At 67.3% G+C, this 17094-nt stretch carries 13 protein-coding genes; 10 read left to right on the top strand and 3 right to left on the bottom strand.

Annotated features, from left to right (window positions below):
* Positions 1–8: 8 nt before the first annotated feature.
* The 5 genes from ABJO18_RS08840 (at position 9) to ABJO18_RS08820 (ending at position 5054) form a co-directional block, all read left to right on the top strand.
* Positions 9–827, top strand: coding sequence for a ferredoxin--NADP reductase (locus ABJO18_RS08840; protein ID WP_348509665.1), 819 nt, complete (start codon positions 9–11; stop codon positions 825–827).
* A 75-nt stretch (positions 828–902) separates the two neighbouring features.
* Complete coding sequence (locus ABJO18_RS08835; protein ID WP_348509661.1) at positions 903–1655, top strand: DUF72 domain-containing protein; 753 nt, start codon at positions 903–905, stop codon at positions 1653–1655.
* Between the two features lie 324 nt (positions 1656–1979).
* Complete coding sequence (locus ABJO18_RS08830; protein ID WP_348509662.1) at positions 1980–2972, top strand: homoserine dehydrogenase; 993 nt, start codon at positions 1980–1982, stop codon at positions 2970–2972.
* On the top strand, positions 2972–3910 hold the full coding sequence (locus tag ABJO18_RS08825; protein ID WP_348509663.1) for a homoserine O-succinyltransferase: 939 nt from the start codon (positions 2972–2974) through the stop codon (positions 3908–3910). The genes ABJO18_RS08830 and ABJO18_RS08825 overlap by 1 nt, the downstream gene beginning before the upstream one ends.
* Before the next feature lies 1 nt (position 3911).
* Positions 3912–5054: a PLP-dependent transferase gene (locus tag ABJO18_RS08820; RefSeq protein WP_348509664.1), complete on the top strand. Its 1143-nt coding sequence runs from the start codon at positions 3912–3914 to the stop codon at positions 5052–5054.
* A gap of 1247 nt (positions 5055–6301) precedes the next feature.
* On the opposite strand, the gene ABJO18_RS08815 is transcribed toward ABJO18_RS08820, so the two are convergent.
* Positions 6302–7183, bottom strand: a complete 882-nt coding sequence (locus ABJO18_RS08815) for a hypothetical protein (RefSeq protein WP_348506347.1) — start codon at positions 7181–7183, stop codon at positions 6302–6304.
* A gap of 123 nt (positions 7184–7306) precedes the next feature.
* A complete protein-coding gene (glpK, locus tag ABJO18_RS08810; protein ID WP_348506345.1) occupies positions 7307–8797 on the bottom strand; it encodes a glycerol kinase GlpK in 1491 nt (496 codons plus the stop codon).
* Between the two features lie 92 nt (positions 8798–8889).
* Between glpK and ABJO18_RS08805 the strand changes: the two genes are divergently transcribed.
* From ABJO18_RS08805 to ABJO18_RS08790, 4 genes are all read left to right on the top strand, one after another.
* The gene (locus ABJO18_RS08805; RefSeq protein ID WP_348506343.1) at positions 8890–9834 is read left to right on the top strand and encodes an alpha/beta hydrolase; all 945 of its coding nucleotides are present in this window, start codon (positions 8890–8892) and stop codon (positions 9832–9834) included.
* Positions 9835–9837: 3 nt separating this feature from the next.
* A complete protein-coding gene (locus tag ABJO18_RS08800) occupies positions 9838–11019 on the top strand; it encodes an NAD(P)/FAD-dependent oxidoreductase (RefSeq protein WP_348506341.1) in 1182 nt (393 codons plus the stop codon).
* Between the two features lie 140 nt (positions 11020–11159).
* A complete protein-coding gene (locus tag ABJO18_RS08795) occupies positions 11160–12227 on the top strand; it encodes an efflux RND transporter periplasmic adaptor subunit (protein ID WP_348506339.1) in 1068 nt (355 codons plus the stop codon).
* Entirely contained in the window at positions 12224–15427 is a 3204-nt protein-coding gene (locus tag ABJO18_RS08790; protein ID WP_348506337.1) for an efflux RND transporter permease subunit, read from the top strand. The genes ABJO18_RS08795 and ABJO18_RS08790 overlap by 4 nt, the downstream gene beginning before the upstream one ends.
* A gap of 6 nt (positions 15428–15433) precedes the next feature.
* Here the strand turns inward: ABJO18_RS08790 and ABJO18_RS08785 are convergent, their stop codons facing one another.
* Complete coding sequence (locus ABJO18_RS08785) at positions 15434–16534, bottom strand: PQQ-dependent sugar dehydrogenase (RefSeq protein ID WP_348506335.1); 1101 nt, start codon at positions 16532–16534, stop codon at positions 15434–15436.
* A gap of 82 nt (positions 16535–16616) precedes the next feature.
* Here ABJO18_RS08785 and ABJO18_RS08780 point away from each other — a divergent pair, with 82 nt between their 5' ends.
* On the top strand, positions 16617–17090 hold the full coding sequence (locus tag ABJO18_RS08780) for a hypothetical protein (protein WP_348506333.1): 474 nt from the start codon (positions 16617–16619) through the stop codon (positions 17088–17090).
* The last annotated feature ends 4 nt before the right edge of the window (positions 17091–17094 follow it).

Here is a 17094-nt window from a genome sequence, read left to right as displayed (position 1 = left end):
ACATGACGATGACCTCGACCGCCCGCGTGAAGAACGCGATCAGCGCCAAGCCGGGCCCCTACACGATCGAGACCGTGCTCGAGGTGAAGCACTATACCGACCGGCTGTTCTGGTTCCGCATCACACGGCCGGACGCGTTCCGCTTCCGCTCGGGCGAATTCGTCATGATCGGCCTGCCCAAGGAAGACGGCAAGCCGCTGCTGCGCGCCTATTCCATCGCCAGCCCTTTCTGGGACGAGGCGCTGGACTTCTACTCGATCAAGGTCGCCGACGGTCCGCTGACCTCACGCCTGCAGCACATCCAGCCGGGCGACCAGGTCCTGTTGGGCAGGAAGCCGACGGGCACGCTCGTGCTCGACGCGCTCAAGCCCGGCAAGCGGCTCTACATGATCTCCACCGGCACCGGCATCGCGCCCTTTGCCAGCCTGATCCGCGATCCGGAGACCTATGAGAAATTCGACCAGGTCATCCTCACCCACACCTGCCGCGAAAGCGCCGAGCTGACCTATGGCAATGAGCTGGTCGAGGCGGTGAAGTCCGACGAGCTGATCGGCGAGATGGCGCAGGAGAAACTGGTGCATTTCGCATCGACCACGCGCGAGGACAGCCCGGTGAAGGGCCGCGTCACCGATCTCATCGAGAGCGGCGAACTGTTCGGTCATCTCAACGTCCCGCCGCTCGACCCTGCGGTCGACCGCGTGATGATCTGCGGTTCCGAAGGCCTGTTGAAAGACACCAGGCAGATCTGCCTCGATCGCGGCTTCATCGAAGGCTCCAACGCCGCCCCGGCCGATTTTGTTGTCGAAAAGGCCTTCGTCGCGACTTAGCAGACGCGCCCTCGCGCCCCTATATAGGTCGCACCATACAGGTCAGGACTGGCAGCGACGGGGAGCGAGCACGCCATGACGGGAATGATCAGGGCCGGGATCGGCGGCTGGACCTATGCGCCCTGGCGCGGCGTCTTCTATCCGGAAAAGCTGAGCCAGAAGCGCGAGCTGGAATACGCCTCGCGCCAGATGAACTCGCTGGAGATCAACGGCACCTATTATTCCGGTTTCAAGCCGGACACCTGGATGAAATGGCGCGACGAGACGCCTGAGGATTTCGTCTTCGCGGTGAAGGCCAGCCGTTTCTGCACCAACCGCAAACTCCTGTCCCAGGGCGGCGAGAGCGTCGAACGCTTTCTCGACCAGGGGCTGACGGCGCTGGGCGACAAGCTGGGCCCGATCAACTGGCAGTTCATGGCGACCAAGAAATTCGATCCGGAGGACTTCGAGGGCTTCCTGAAACTCCTGCCGCAGGAGAAGGACGGGATCCGCCTGCGCCACGCGCTGGAAGTGCGCAGCCCCACCTTCGACACCGAGGAATTCTACGATCTCGCCCGCAAATACGGCGCCGCCATCGTCTATGCCCATGACGACGAGGCGCCCGACTGGCCGCGCATCGACCGGGACACGGCGGACTTCAGATATGCCCGCCTGATGTCGAGCCGCGAGGACGAACCCACGGGCCTCTCCCCGGAAGAACTCGACGGCATCGCCGGCCAGACCCGCGCCTGGGCCAAGAGCGGCGACGTCTTCGCCTATTTCATCGCCGGCGCGAAGGTGCGCAATCCGGCAGCAGCGCAGGCGCTTCTGGCGAAGCTGGGGGAGTAGGCCGAGCGCGACTCCCCGGTTGCTCCCTTCCCACTTTCCCCGGCCTTGTGCCGGGGCCTGCCGGCGTTTCAGGTGCAGGCTCAACCGGGCCCCGGAACGGGGTCCGGGGAAAGCAGCGCTTTGTGCGTCGGGCGACCCGCACACACCGCTTGACACACATAAACATATCTTTATACGTGAAGACGCGCCGATTTGATGTTCAGCTTGCGGGCGCGGAATAAGTACGGCTAAAGCGGAGCGACCGAAGGCATCGAAGCGACTTGTCGCCACCCCCTTCGTTCCGCAAATCGGCGTTCGTTCTTTTCCGCGCATATGGAAAACGACATGACGCAACTTGCGGCCCTCGATTTCGAGCTTCCCTCGCACAATGTCCGTCCCCTCCGCACCCGCCTGCGGGCGGTGCTGCTGGGTTGCGGCACGGTGAATTCCGGTGTTCTGGACGGGCTGGCAGAGATGTCCGAAGCCGTCGAGGTGGCCGCCGTCGTCACACGCCGCCCGCGCGCCGGCAAGGATGGCCGCACCGCCTGGCTGACCGATATCCGCGACGCGTTCGACACCGGGCCGGACCTGGTGATCGAGGGCCTGCCGGACTGCCCGGCCGCCGAAAAGGCGCTGGAACTGGCCGTCGAGCGCGGCATCCATGTCGTCTCCGCCAACAAGGCCGTGATCGCCCGCCGCCCGGATCTGGAAGTGCGCGCCCGCCGCAAGGGCACGCGCTTTGTCTATTCCGCCGCGGTCGGCGGCGGCGTGCCTGTACTGGAAACCGTCATCCGCCTCACCTCGGCCGGCGAGCGTATTGCACGGGTGCGCGGCGTGCTCAACGGCACCTCCAATTTCGTCCTGGGCCTGCTGGAACAGGGCACCGGTTTTGACGAAGCCATCGCCGCCGCCCAGGCCGCCGGCTTCGCCGAGGCCGACCCGTCTGCCGATATCGACGGGCTGGACGCGGCGGCCAAGCTGGCCCTGATCGCCCGCAAGGCCTTTGCCTTCGCGCCGGACGCCGCCAGCATTCCGGCGCAAAGCCTGCTCTCGCTCGATCCCGGCCAGGTGTGCGGCGCCCGCGAGAACGGGCTGCGCTATCGCCAGCTGGCCGAACTGACCCGTCTGGAAGACGGCACGATCGACGCGCGGGTCAGCCTCACCGCCCTGCCGGAAGACCACCCGCTCGCGCGTCCGGAAAACGAAGAGAATACTGTCGAGATCGTCTGTGAAAGCGGCCTGAAGGTCGTGCTTCACGGCAAGGGCGCCGGCCGTTCCCCCACGGCCGGCGCCGTGCTGGCCGACATCCGCGATCTCGTCGAAGCCGGAGAGGTGTGATGGCCGTGACCCTGGAATGCATCCCCTCCACCCGATGTCGTGACATCACCACGATCGCCCTGGCCGGCAATGGTTCGCCCGTGCGCGTCACCGGCCGCGTCACCGGACCGGACGAAGCCCCGGCGGTCGTCGTGCTGGGCGGCATCTCCTCGGGCCGCGCCGTCACCGATCATGAGGGCGAACCCGGCTGGTGGGCCGCCCAGGCCGGACCGGCCCGCGCCATCGACACCGACCGCCGCCGCGTCCTCTCCTTCGACTTCATCGGCGAAGAGCTGTCCCCCTTCCCCACCACCACCGACCAGGCCCGCGCCATCCTCGCCCTGGCCGACGCCGCCGGGATCGAGCGGTTCGACATTATCGGCTCCTCCTATGGCGGCATGATCGGCCTCGCCCTGGCCGCGCTGGCTCCGGCACGGGTCGGCAAGCTGCTGGTGATCTCCGGCGCCCATCGCGCCTGCGCCATGGCGCAGGCCTGGCGCTCGATCCAGCGCGAAATCGTGGAACTGGCCCTGCGTCTGGGCGACGGCGCCGCCGGGCTCGACCTCGCCCGCCGTCTCGCCATGACCACCTATCGCACGCCGGACGAGCTGGAAGAGCGGTTCTACGCCCCCGATCCGGACAGCCGCGACGCCTGCGGCATTGCCGGCTATCTGGAAGCGCGCGGCCGCGACTATGCGCAGACCGTGTCGCCGCAGCGCTTTCTCGCCCTGTCCTGGTCCATGGACGCGCATGATGTGGACCCGGCCGGCATCGCCTGCCCGGTCACCTATCTGGCCGTGTTCGAGGACCGGCTGGTGCCCGCCTCGCAGATCGCCGAAGCCGCCGGCCGCACCCCGGACGGACGCCTGAAAACCCTGCATTCGCGCTATGGCCACGACGCCTTCCTGAAGGAAGAGACGGCCATTGCCGACGCCATCACCGACTTCCTGCGGAGCTGATATGAGCCAGGATCCCCGCACACGGGCCATCCGCGCCGGTCTCAATACCGACCGCAGCTGGAACGCCGTCATCCCGCCGATCTCGCTGTCGACCGCCTATCGCCGCGAGGACCCGGCCGTGCAGCCGGCCTATGATTATGCCCGCACCGCCAATCCGGGACGCTCCCTCTTGGCCGATGCCATCGCCGAGCTGGAGAACGCCGCCGGGGCCGTGGTCACCGGGTCGGGCATGTCGGCAATCGACCTTTTGCTGCACGATCTGCCCTTCGGCGCCCGGGTGATCTGCTCGCACGACGCCTATGGCGGCACGCGCCGCCTGCTCGATGCGCGGTCCTCGGGCGGACGGCTGGTGCCGGTCTATGTCGACACGTCCGACCTCGACGCCGTCTCCGCTGCGCTCAACGAGGATGCGGCCCTGATCCTGGCAGAGACCCCGTCCAATCCGCGCCTGCGCATCACCGATATCCGGGCGCTGGCCAAACTCGCCCGCAATGCCGGCACCGAGCTGGCCATCGACAACACCGTCATGTCGCCCGCCCTGCAGCGGCCGCTCGACTGGGGGGCGGATTATTCCGTCCAGTCGATCACCAAGCTGATCAACGGCCATTCCGACATGGTGGGCGGCGTGGTGTGCTGCGCCGATCCGGAACGCGTCGAGCGCCTGGCCTGGTGGGCCAATTGCGTCGGCACCGGCGCCGGGGCCTTCGACAGCTATCTCGCCCTGCGCGGCCTGCGCACCCTGCCCCTGCGGGCCAAGGCCCAGTGCGAAAGCGCCCAGGAAGTCGCCACCTGGCTCGCCCAGGACGCGCGCATCGCCCATGTCGACTATCCCGGCCTCGACAGCCATCCCGGCCACGACATCGCCGCCCGCCAGCAGGACGGGTTCGGCCAGCTGATCTCGATCCAGCTCTCCGACAGTGCCGCCAGCGCCCGCGATGTCGTCTCCCGGCTCGACCTCTTCACCCTCGCCCAATCCCTGGGCGGCGTGGAAAGCCTCGTCTGCATCCCCGCCCTGATGACCCACGCCTCCATGTCGCCGCAAGCGCGCCAGGAGGCCGGCGTGCCGGACACGCTGATCCGGCTGTCGGTGGGGCTTGAAGGTGCCGCCGACATGATCGCCGATCTGGATAAAGCGCTGGGTTAGGGGGGGGAGGTTTCCGCGCTCTGTTTCCCCAAATTGCTGCTTCCCCCACCACCACCTGCTTCCCCCACCACCACCTGCTTCCCCCGGATTTATTCCGGGGCCTGCCGCTCGTGACGCATCCTGGCACCGAGCCTTGACGGCCACCGCTGCTGGGCCCCGGAACGGGTCCGGGGAAAGTGGGGGGAGAAGGGGAAAGCGGGCGCGAAGTTATTCAACGCCCCTCCATTTTTCCCGGGCGAAAGCCTGCGAAGGCAGGCTGCAGATCCGGGACCGACCGAGGGTCATCTTGAGCGATGCGTTTCCCGTCGATCCCGGCGCTTCGCCCGGCCCAACGCCGGGCGTCCGGCCGGGAAAAGCGCGGAGTGGTTTTCACAGCGTCAGGGATGCAAATGCCGGCCACCGGACAAGGCTTCCCCTGCGTCAGCGGGGGAAGTGGCCGAGCCCGGCCTTGGGCCGGGTGAGGTCGAAGGGGGTGAGTCGCAGGTGCGCGCTGACGCGCTCTGCGCCGCTGCGCGCCGCCCCCTCAGTCCGCTGACGCGGACAGCTCCCCCGCAAGCGGGGCGAGCCCTTTGGTCCTGCACCTCTCCCCAACCCATACTTCCCCCGGATTCATTCCGGGGCCTGCCGCTGGTGACGCATCCTGGCGCCGAGCCTCAACGGCCGCCGCCGCTAGGCCCCGGAACGGGTCCGGGGAAAGTGGGGGGAGAAGGGGAAAGCGGGCGCGAAGTTATTCAACGCCCCTCCATTTTTCCCGGATGAAAGCCTGCGAAGGCAGGCTGCAGATCCGGGACCGACCGAGGGTCATCTTGAGCGATGCGTTTCCCGTCGATCCCGGCGCTTCGCCCGGCCCGAGGCCGGGCGTCCGGCCGGGAAAAGCGCGGAGTGGTTTTCACAGCGTCAGGGATACAAATGCCGGCCACCGGACAAGGCTTCCCCTGCGCCAGCGGGGGAAGTGGCCGAACCCGGCCAAGGGCCGGCTAAGGTCGAAGGGGGTGAGGCACAGGTGCGCGCTACGCGCTCCGCGGCGCTTCACGCCGCCCCCTCAGTCCGCTAACGCGGACAGCTCCCCCGCAAGCGGGGCGAGCCCTGGGTCCGCCCCCTCTCCCCAACCCATACTTCCCCCGGACCTGTTCCGGGGCCTGCCGCTGGTGACGCATCCTGGCGCCGAGCCTCAACGGCCGCCGCCGCTAGGCCCCGGAACAGGTCCGGGGGAAATGGAGCGGTGGGGGAGAAGGAGAAAACCCCGCCTATTCTCCGGCCAGGGCACCCGGCAGATGCGGCGGGGTGGTTTCGTTATTGGCTGCGGACCAGACGTTCGGCAGGATATTGCATTGCAGGCCTTCGGAGTCCTGGCCGATCTGGTAGGGGCCGTCATAGAGGGGGCATTTGCACTCGGCGAGGCCGTCGCCATCCTCGTCCGTGCAGGGCGCGGTCATGCAGCCGGCATAGAGGCGGATATCGTTCTCGCTGCAGTCCTGCGAACCGAAATTATGCACTTCGCTGGAATAGAAGGAGAAGGTGGAGATCAGCGTCGCTTCGCTCTGCGGGTAGAGCGACTGGGTGGCGCCGGTTTCCAGATCGCCCAGCAGGCTGCACACCGGTGCTTCCTGGCAGAATTCATACTCGTCGACATGCGGATCGTCGGCATTGTTGCAGATGCCCGAGGCCAGATGGGCCATGTTGAGGCAGTTCGAGCCGTCAGCATTGCAGCGCAGTTCGGTCTCTGCGCGGGCGACCGGATTGAGGATCGAGCCGATCAGCACGAAATTATAGCGCAGGCCCGGCTCGAGCATCTGCTCGTTGACGGCATAGCAGGTGCAGTCGGCATGCTCGGGACCGCCGATCGTGCACGGCAGGGGCGGCGTTGCGCTCTGGCCCGGCGGGGTGGGCTCTTCCGGCCCGGAATAATAGCACAGCGCATAGGCATTGCCCGAGCAGGCGAGGAATTCGGACAGCTCGTCATACTGGTCGGCGCGCGGCGGCGGATCGTCCTGCGCGCTGGCGGACGGGATGGCCAGAAGGCCGGCCAGGCAAAGCCCCCTGAACAGGTGTGTGGCGAACAGGTGCGCGGCAAACCGGCGGGTGGCGAACAGGCGGGTGGCGAACAGGCGGGAAAATAAGGACGGCATGCGTGTCTCCTCGCGGGGCATCCCCCGGACCGCTGACAGGACGTACGCGTACTCACGACAACAATTCTGCAGCGCGCAAGACACTCAAGCAACCCTGAATGGAAAATAATTTCGCGCCGGCCGCTACCCCGTCCGCACCCGTTCCACGGCCGTGCGCCAGGCGGCCCGGCCGGCGTTGCGCGCGCCGGCCGCGAGGTCCGGCGTGAAGCTGCGATCCTGCGCCCAGAGCCGGCGCCCGTCTTCCAGGCTGGCGAAAATCCCCGCGCCCAGACCGGCCAGGAAGGCCGCGCCCCAGGCGGTGGCTTCCGACTGGACCGGACGCACGACCTCGATCCCGGTGAGATCGGCCAGGCGCTGCATCAGGGCATTGTTGGCCGTCATCCCGCCATCGACCCGCAGGCGTGTCGCCACGACGCCGTCGGCGGCGATGGCGTCGAGCAGATCGCAGGTCTGGTGGACGGTGGAGTCGAGTGCCGCCCGCGCAATCTCGGCCCGGCCTGACCCGCGGGTCAGGCCGATAATCGCGCCGCGGGCATCGGGGTCCCAATAGGGCGCGCCCAGCCCGGTGAAGGCCGGTACGAGATAGACCCCGCTGTCCGGATCGGCCGCCGCCGCCAGCGCCTCGATCTCCGAGGCTTTCGCGATCAGGCCCAGCCCGTCGCGCAGCCATTGCACGGTGGCACCGGCCGACAGGATCGAGCCTTCCAGCGCATAGACGGTCTCGCCGCCGATCCGCCAGGCAATGGTGGTGAGAAGCTGGTTCTGCGACAGAACGGGTTCGGTGCCGGTATTGATCAGGAGGAAGGCGCCCGTGCCATAGGTCGATTTCATCTCGCCGGGCATGAGACAGGCCTGGCCGATGGCGGCGGATTGCTGGTCACCGGCGACACCGCGGATGGGCAGGGCCCGGCCCAGCACGGCCGCTTCCGTCACGCCGAAATCACCCGCACTGTCGCGCACCTCCGGCAGCATTGCCGCCGGCACGCCGAACAGGGAGAGAAGTTCGTCATCCCAGGCATTCGTGCGGATATTGTAGAGCGCGGTGCGGCTGGCATTGGTGGCATCGGTGGCATGCACCGCACCGCCCGTCAGCCGCCAGATCAGCCAGGTGTCCACCGTGCCGAAGACCAGCTCGCCCGCCTCGGCGCGCGCACGGGCGCCATCGGCATGGTCGAGAATCCAGGCGATCTTGGTGGCGGAAAAATAAGGGTCCAGAACCAGGCCGGTCTTTTCGCGCACCCGATCCGCATGACCCGCCTCGCGCAGCGCGGCACAGGTCTGCGCCGTGCGCCGGTCCTGCCAGACGATGGCATTGTGCACCGGCTCGCCGGTCTTGCGGTCCCAGACGAGCGTCGTCTCGCGCTGATTGGTGATGCCGATCGCAGCGACTGCATAACCCGCCTTATCCGCCGCTGCGAGCGCCTCGCGGGCCGTCGCGCGCACGGTCGCCCAGATCACGTCGGGGTCGTGCTCGACCCAGCCGGGCTGGGGATAGATCTGCTGGAACTCGCGCTGGGCAACGGCAATCACCTCATAGGTGTCGGTGAACACGACCGCGCGGGAGCTCGTCGTGCCCTGGTCGATCGCGAGGATCGCCGTCTTGCGCTGCGCCATACTTGTCCCCCTCCCCGGTTTTCGTGTGACTATAGCCATGACGCGCCTGGAAGAAACGGGCTAGGTTCGTCACCTGCAAAGGGGGAGCCCGCATGACCGACGACGCCTTCAAGCCCGAACGGCTTGCCAGCCCCACCGGCGCCGATCTGTGTGTCTATACGCGCGAGGCCGACGGTGCAGCGCACGGCATCGTGCACATCAATCACGGCCTGGCCGAACGCGCGGCGCGCTATGCCCGTTTCGCCAACTATCTCGCATCGCGCGGCTATCACGTCATCGCCCATGATCATCGCGGCCACGGCCTGACCACCGCTGAAGACGGTGCCCCACGCCGCTTTGCCGACGCCGATGGCTGGAGCAAGGTGATGGGCGATGTGAAAGCGGTCGAGGACGAGGCCAAACGCCGCTGGCCCGGCCTGCCGCTGGTGGTCTTCGGTCATTCCATGGGATCGGTCGTCGCGGTCAATCACGCCCTGCGCGAACCGGACAGCATCGCCGGTCTTGCCGCCTGGAACGGCAATATGGCGCTGGGCGGGCTGAAGTCCGTGATGCGTTTCGTACTGTGGTGCGAGGCGCTGGTGGGCGGCCCCTTCACCCCCAGCACGACGATCGACAAGCTGACCTTCAAGGCCTGGAACAAGCGCTTTCCCGAAGGCCGCACCGATGCCGACTGGCTGTCCTCGGACCCGGCCGAAGTCGACGCCTATGTCGCCGACGAATTGTGCGGCTGGCCGTCCAGCGTGTCGCTCTGGCGTGATTTCCTGGGCGGGGTCGCTTTCGCCGAGGACGACCGCAATCTGGAGAAACTGCCGAAGGATCTCCCCGTCCACCTGATCGGCGGATCGCTGGATCCGGCGACCGAGGGCGGCAAAACAGTGCAACATCTTGGCGCACGAATGGAGCAGCTGGGGATGACCCATGTCACCCTTGAAGTGCTCGAAGGTTACAGGCACGAGACAGTCAACGAGGCCGGACGCGACACCGCCATGGCCGATTTCGCCAACTGGCTCGACAGCGTCTGCCCTGCGAAAACCTAGACCGTGACCCGCTACGACGTCGTCATTGTCGGCGCCGGGGCTGCCGGCATGATGTGCGCGATCGAGGCCGGCCGCCGCGGCCGCTCGGTCTGCGTCATCGAGCACGGCAAGGCGCCCGGCGAGAAGATCCGCATTTCCGGCGGCGGGCGCTGCAATTTCACAAATCTGCACACCGGGCCCGGCAATTTCCTGTCGGCCAATCCCCACTTCGCGAAGTCGGCGCTGAAGCGCTACACGCAATGGGATTTCATCGACTGGGTCGACCGCCACGGCATCGCCTGGCACGAAAAGACGCTGGGCCAGCTGTTCTGCGACCAGTCGGCCCGGCAGATCGTCGACGGGCTGACCGGCGATATGCGCGACGCCGGCGTGACGCTGCGGCTGGGTGTCTCCGTGACCGCCCACGCCCGTGAGGGCGAGCGTTTCCGGCTCGACCTGTCGGACGGCAGCACCCTCACCTGCCAGTCCCTGGTGATCGCCTCGGGCGGCAAATCGATCCCGAAAATGGGCGCGACCGGTTTCGGCTATGACGCCGCGCGGCAGTACGGGCTGGCCGTCACCGAGACCCGCCCGGCGCTGGTTCCGCTGACCTTCGATCCGGACACGCTGGCGCGGTTCAAACCGCTGTCCGGTGTCGCGGCCGACGTCTCCGCCCGGTGCAACGGCACGGCCTTCGAGGAAGCGATGCTGTTCACCCATCGCGGCCTCAGCGGTCCGGCCATCCTGCAGATATCCTCCTTCTGGCGCGAGGGTCACGACATCGTGATCCGCTTCCTGCCCGCCCGCGACTGGTTCGACACCCTGCGCGCGGCCCGCACGGAAACGCCGCGCCAGGCGCTGCAGAGCGTGCTCGCCGAGCACCTGCCCAAACGCCTCGCCCAGCTGCTCGCCGAGGAGGCCGGCCTGACCGGAAACATGGCCGACCAGTCCGACAAGAAACTGCAGAAAACCGGTGCTATGCTAGAGACTTGGACGGTGCGCCCGACCGGCTCGGAAGGCTATCGCACGGCAGAAGTCACGCTGGGCGGGGTCGATACCGACGGGCTGGACAGCCGCACCCTGCAGGCCCGCAGCGTGCCCGGCCTGTTCTTTATCGGCGAGGTGGTTGACGTGACGGGCTGGCTTGGCGGATACAACTTCCAGTGGGCCTGGTCGTCCGGCTGGAGCGCCGGTCAGGTGGCCTGAATGCGACAGGTCCCGACGGACATTTCGTGCCGCGAGAAAACCCTCGTCATGTGGCACGTCGAGCGCTATCTAGAGGGGAAAGTAAACACTGTTCTCCGCAAGCAGACCTGCCGGTCTGATGCGGGCAAGCCGGTCGTGACATGAACCGTTCCTATATCGCCGCCCTCGCCATTTTCGTCGCCGTGGTCCTCCTGTTCACAGTGGGCACGCTGCTAAACGGCGATGCCGCCTCCCATGACGCCGAACAGGCCGACACCAGCCACCGCTTCGAAGTTGTGGTGCGTACGGTCGAGGCCCGGATGCGCCCGGCCAGCCTGTCCCTGCGCGGACGGACCGAGGCATTCCGGGAGGTCGTCGCGCGCGCCGAAACCGGCGGGCGCGTCGCCGAAGCCCCCATACAGGAAGGCATGCCGGTTGCGGCCGGCGACGTGCTGTGCCGGCTCGATGTCGATGCCCGCTCGGCGGCGGTCCAGCAGGCCGAAGCCGACCTCCGCGCCCGGCAACTCGACTATGAGGCGGCGGTCGAGCTGAACCGGCGCGGCCACCGCGCGGCCAACCAGGTCGCCGCAGCCGAAGCCGTCCGCGATGCGGCCCGCGCCCAGCTGAGCGCCGCCCGCGAGGAGCTGGCCAATGTGAATATCGCCGCCCCGTTCGACGGCCTCTTCGACGGCCGGGAAGCGGAGATCGGCGACTTCCTGCGCACCGGCGAAGCTTGCGGGACAGTGGTGCAGCTGGATCCGATCCTGGTGGTCGCGGAAGTCGGCGAACGCCATGTCGCCGAGCTGGAACCCGGCATGGCCGGCTCGGCCCGCCTGGTCACCGGCCAGACGATCGAGGGCACGATCCGCTTTGTCGAACGCCGGGCCGACCCGGCCACCCGCACCTTCCGCGTCGAACTGGAAGCGCCCAATCCCGATCACGCCATCCGGTCCGGCATCACGGCGGAAATCCGTCTCAGCCTGCCCGAAGAACCGGCCCATCGCGTCCCGGCCTCCATCCTCGCGCTCAATGCCGAAGGCGTGCTGGGCGTGCGGATCGTCGAAGAGGGCAATCGTGTCCGCTTCGTGCCGGTGGAACTGCTCAGCGATGACGGCGAGCAGGTCTGGGTGGCCGGCCTGCCGCGCCACGCCGAGGTGATCGTGCTGGGACAAGACTTCGTGGCCGATGGGGTCGAGGTCGATGTCTCGCGGGAGGGAGCGGCCCGGTGACCGGCGTCGTCGACTTCGCGATCAATCGCGCCCGCATGGTGCTGGCGATCTTCGTCTGCGCCCTTGCCGCGGGCTTTCTGTCCTTTGTCAGCCTGCCGCGCGAAGCCGATCCGGACATCCCCTTCCCCTTCGTGATCGTGGTCGTGCCGCTGGACGGCATTTCCCCGGAAGACGCCGAACGCCTGATCGTCCGCCCCACCGAGACCGAGATGCGCTCGATCGAGGGCCTGGTCGAACTCAACGGCACGGCGGCGCTGGGCGCCGGCACGCTGATCGCCGAATTCGACGTGCCCTTCGATGCCGACCAATCGGTGCTCGACGTGCGCGAGGCCGTCGACATGGCCCGCCGCGAATATCCCGAGGATGTGCGCGAACCGGTGATCCAGGAGTTCAACTCCGCCCTCGCCCCCACCATCGCCGTGCAGGTCTATGGCGAGGCGCCCGAGCGCACGCTCTATCGCATTGCCCGCGATCTGGAAGACGAGATCGAGGCGCTGCCGCAGATCCTGCAGGTCGATGTTCAGGGCCTGCGCGACGAGGTGCTGGAGATCGTCATCGATCCGGCCCTGCTGGAGACCTATGGCGTCACCTATAACGAGCTGTTCAACGCGGTGCAGTCGAACAACCGGCTGATCGCGGCCGGCTCGCTGGACAGCGGCGAAGCCCGTTTCCAGGTGAAAGTCCCCGGCCTGTTCGAGGATGCCGAGGATGCGCTGCGCCTGCCGCTGACCCGGTCCGGCGACACGGTGGTCACCCTGGAAGACGTCGCCACGGTGCGCCGCACCTTCAAGGATGCCGACAGTTTCTCGCGCTATAACGGCGCGCCGGCCTATACGCTGCAGGTCGTGCGCCGGTCCGGCGAGAACATCATGGACACCGCCGCCGCGGTCCGGGCGCTGACCAACGAGATCTCGGAAACCTGGCCGGAAACCGTCCGCCACGATTTCAGCCTCGACCTGTCCACCTATGTGCGCGACAGCCTGCAGAGCCTGACCTCGTCCATCATGCTGGCCATCGTGCTGGTGCTGATCCTGGTGGTCGCAGCACTGGGCGTGCGCTCGGCCCTGCTGGTCGGCATCGCGATCCCGTCGAGCTTTCTCTTCTCCTTCCTGCTGCTGAGCATCTACGGGCTGACGGTCAACTTCATGGTGATGTTCGCCATGGTGCTGGCCGTGGGCCTGCTGGTCGACGGCGCCATCGTGGTGGTGGAATATGCCGACCGCAAACTCGCCGAGGGCGAAACCCGCAAGGCCGCCTATGCCGCCGCCGGCAAGCGCATGTTCTGGCCGATCGTCTCCTCGACCGGCACCACGCTGGCGGCCTTCGTGCCCTTCCTGTTCTGGAACTCCATTCCGGGCCAGTACATGGCCTTCCTGCCGCTGACGCTGATCTTCGTGCTGACCTCGGCGCTGGTGATGGCGCTGGTCTTCCTGCCCACACTGGGCTCGGTCTTCGGACGCAAGGGCGGCGTGGTGGACGAAAACTCCGCCGTCGCCCACCTCAACGCAACCGAAGAAGGCGATCCCAAATCCCTGCCCGGCTTTACCGGCGCCTATGCCCGCATGATCTCGGTGCTGGTAAAGCGGCCGATCTTCGTCAGCCTGGGCGCGCTGGCACTCGTCGTGGTGATCGTGATGAGCTTCGGCGCCCGCGCCTCGACCATGCGAACCGAATTCTTCCTCGATGCCGAGCCGGAACAGCTCTACGTCTTCATCCGCGCCCGCGGCAATCTTTCGCCGGCCGAACAGTATGAACTCGCCCTGGAGGCCGAGCAGCGGCTGGAGGGGATCGAGGGCATCAAGGGTTATTACACCGTCGCCGGCGAACCGCCGGGCCAGTCGCCCTTCGACGGCACCGGTGCCGCCCCGGCCGACAGCGTGGCCCGCATTTTCGTGGAGTTCGAACCCTTCGGGCAGCGCCCCAATGGCCGGCTGATCGAACGCCGCATCCGCGAGGCGATGACCGGCATTCCCGGCGTCATCATCGAGGTCCGTCCCTTCCAGCAGGGCCCGCCCGTGGGCAAGGACATCCAGGTCGAACTGCGCTCGGACGACGCCGCTGCGCTGGAACAGGCCGCCCGCCTGATCCGCTCCTATATCGACACGATGGAGGGCACGACCGATATCGAGGACACCCTGCCCCTGCCGGGCGTGGAATGGCGCCTCGACGTGGATCGCGAAGAGGCCGGACGCTTTGGCGCCGACGTCACCCAGGTCGGTGCAGCGGTGCAGCTGGTCACCACCGGCACGCTGGTCGGCCGCTACCGCCCCGACGATGCCGACGAGGAGGTCGATATCCGGGTGCGCTTCCCTGAAGGCGACCGCGACATCTCGCGGCTCGACGATCTGCGTGTGAACACCCAGACCGGTGCCGTGCCGATCTCGAACTTCGTCACCCGCGAAGCCCACCAGCGCATCGACTCCATCAACCGTCGCGACGGCAAGCGCGTGCTGATGATCCGCGCCAATGCCGATGAAGGCCATGCCGGCAATATCCTGCTGGCCGAGCTGCGTGCCTGGATCGACGAACAGGTGGAAAGCGGCGCCATCGATCGCCGGGTCGATATCGACTATCTCGGCGCCGACGAGGAGAATGCCGAAGCCGGCGCCTTCTTCGGCAATGCCATGCTGGCCTCGCTGTTCATGATGGCGGTGATCCTGCTCTGGCAGTTCAACAATTTCTGGCATGTCGTGCTGACGCTGCAAGCGGTCGTGCTGTCGGTGGTCGGCGTGCTGCTGGGCGTGCTTTTGACCTTCCCCTACATCTCCATCCTCTTCCTGGGGACGGGTGTGGTGACGCTGGCCGGCATCGTGGTGAACAACAATATCGTGCTGATCGACACCTTCCAGCGTCTTCGCGGTCTGGGCATGGCGGTCGACGAGGCGATTGTGCGCACCGCCGCCCAGCGTCTGCGCCCGGTCATGCTGACGACGGTCACGACGATTTTCGGCCTCCTGCCGATGGTGTTCCAGATCAATGCCGACTTCGCCCATGGCGTATTGTCGATCGGCGGGCCGGCCTCGGAATGGTGGGTGCAGCTGTCCTCGGCCGTGGTCTGGGGTCTGGGCTTCTCGACCCTGCTGACGCTGGTGCTCACCCCGGTCATGCTGGGCGCGCCCATGCGGCTGGGCAATTGGCGGCGCAAGATGCTGTCCGGCACGCCGCTGGCCAGCCGCAGCGAGACGCAGCCGGCGGAGTAGGCCTGCCTACTCCCGGCTCACCCGCACCAGCCGGCCGTTTTCCTCGTCCGTAACCAGCCAGACAGCACCGTCGGGCGCCACCCGGACATCGCGGATACGCGCCTCCAGTTCGCCGAACAGCACCTCTTCGCCGGCCACGGCCCCGTTTTCCAGATCGACCCGGCGCACATGGCCCGACGGCACGTCGGCATCGCCGGAAATCAGGGCTGCGACCAGCAGATCGCCATCCCAGTCCGCGAACATGTCGCCGCGATAGATCGCCATGCCCGCCGGCGCGATCGAGGGCACCCAGACATGGATCGGGTCGGTCATGCCGGCATAGGTCTGAAACGGCGTGACCAGCGCGCCGGTATAGTCGATGCCATGGCTGGCAATCGGCCAGCCATAATTATTCCCTTCGGCCAGCACATTGATCTCGTCGCCGCCCTGCGGCCCGTGTTCATTGGCGTAGACCGTGCCGGTGTCCGGATCGACCACGACAGCCTGGGGGTTGCGATGGCCGATCGAGAAGACGCCCGGCGCTGCGCCGTCGAAGGCCGCGCTCAAGGGCGCCCCGTCATCGGCGAGGTGGACGAAACTGCCGAAATGGCTTTGCGGATTCTGGGCCTGTTCGCGAAAATCGAAGCCCTCGCCGATCCCCAGCAGCAGGCTGCCGTCCGCCAGAAAGGCGACCCGCCCGCCATAATGGACATCGGTGCGGCGGCGCGGCGTGGCCGAGAACAGCGTCTCGAAATCCCTCAGCGCGCCGCTCTCCAGCCGGCCCCGTCCCAGGTGCAGCGTATTGTCCCGCGGGCGTCCTTCAGACCAGGTCAGATAGACCCAGCCATTGGTCTCGAAATCCGGATGCAACGCAACATCCAGCAGACCGCCCTGGCCGGAATAGAGAACCTCGGGCACGCCGGCGAGCGGATCGGACAGCGTTCCATCCGCCGCCACAAGGCGCAGGCGGCCCGGCTTCTCGGTGACCAGCATGCGGCCATCGGGCAGGAAGGCGAGGCTCCAGGGGTGTTCCAGCCCCTCCACCCGCGTCTCCAGCTGCGTCTGGGCATGTCCCGGCGCGGCGGCCAGCATCAGGGCCAGACCCAGCACGATCGATTTTCCGGCCATCTCATCCCCCAAGCGAATTGTCGCCAATGACGTCACACTATAGGCTCGGCTCATCGCTGTTGAGCCCAATTCGGGGGACGCCATGGCCACGGCCCGCATGATTGCCGTCTACCTGCTCGCCGTCGTGACGGGGACCGTTCTGGTCAGCATCGCCAACACGCATGTCGTCCTGCAGGCTCTCGTCCGCGCCGGAGCCAGCATCCCCACCGCCGTCCGGCTGGATGCGATACGGCAAGATCTTGCCGGCTTCGCACCGACGCTTTTCGTGCTGATCCTGGTCGGCTTTGCCGTCGCCTTCCCGATAGCCGGACTGCTGGGCCGTCTTCTGGGACGCGGCTGGCGGCGGCTGGGCTTCACCCTCGCCGGTGGCGCGGCGATTGCCGCCATCATGCTGGGGATCACGGCCTTCTACGGCCAGGTGCTCGACGCGACGATCACGCCGGTCGCCTCCTCCCGCGACCTGCCCGGCCTCTTGACCCTGTGCCTGGGCGGTGCCGCTGCCGGCTTTCTCTTTGCCAGCCTGAAGCCGCCCGCTCACGCCGCATCCCGGCGATAGATCG

This window comes from Maricaulis sp., from assembly GCF_039978735.1.
GTDB lineage: Bacteria > Pseudomonadota > Alphaproteobacteria > Caulobacterales > Maricaulaceae > Maricaulis.
This window is presented reverse-complemented; position numbering and strand designations above follow the sequence as displayed.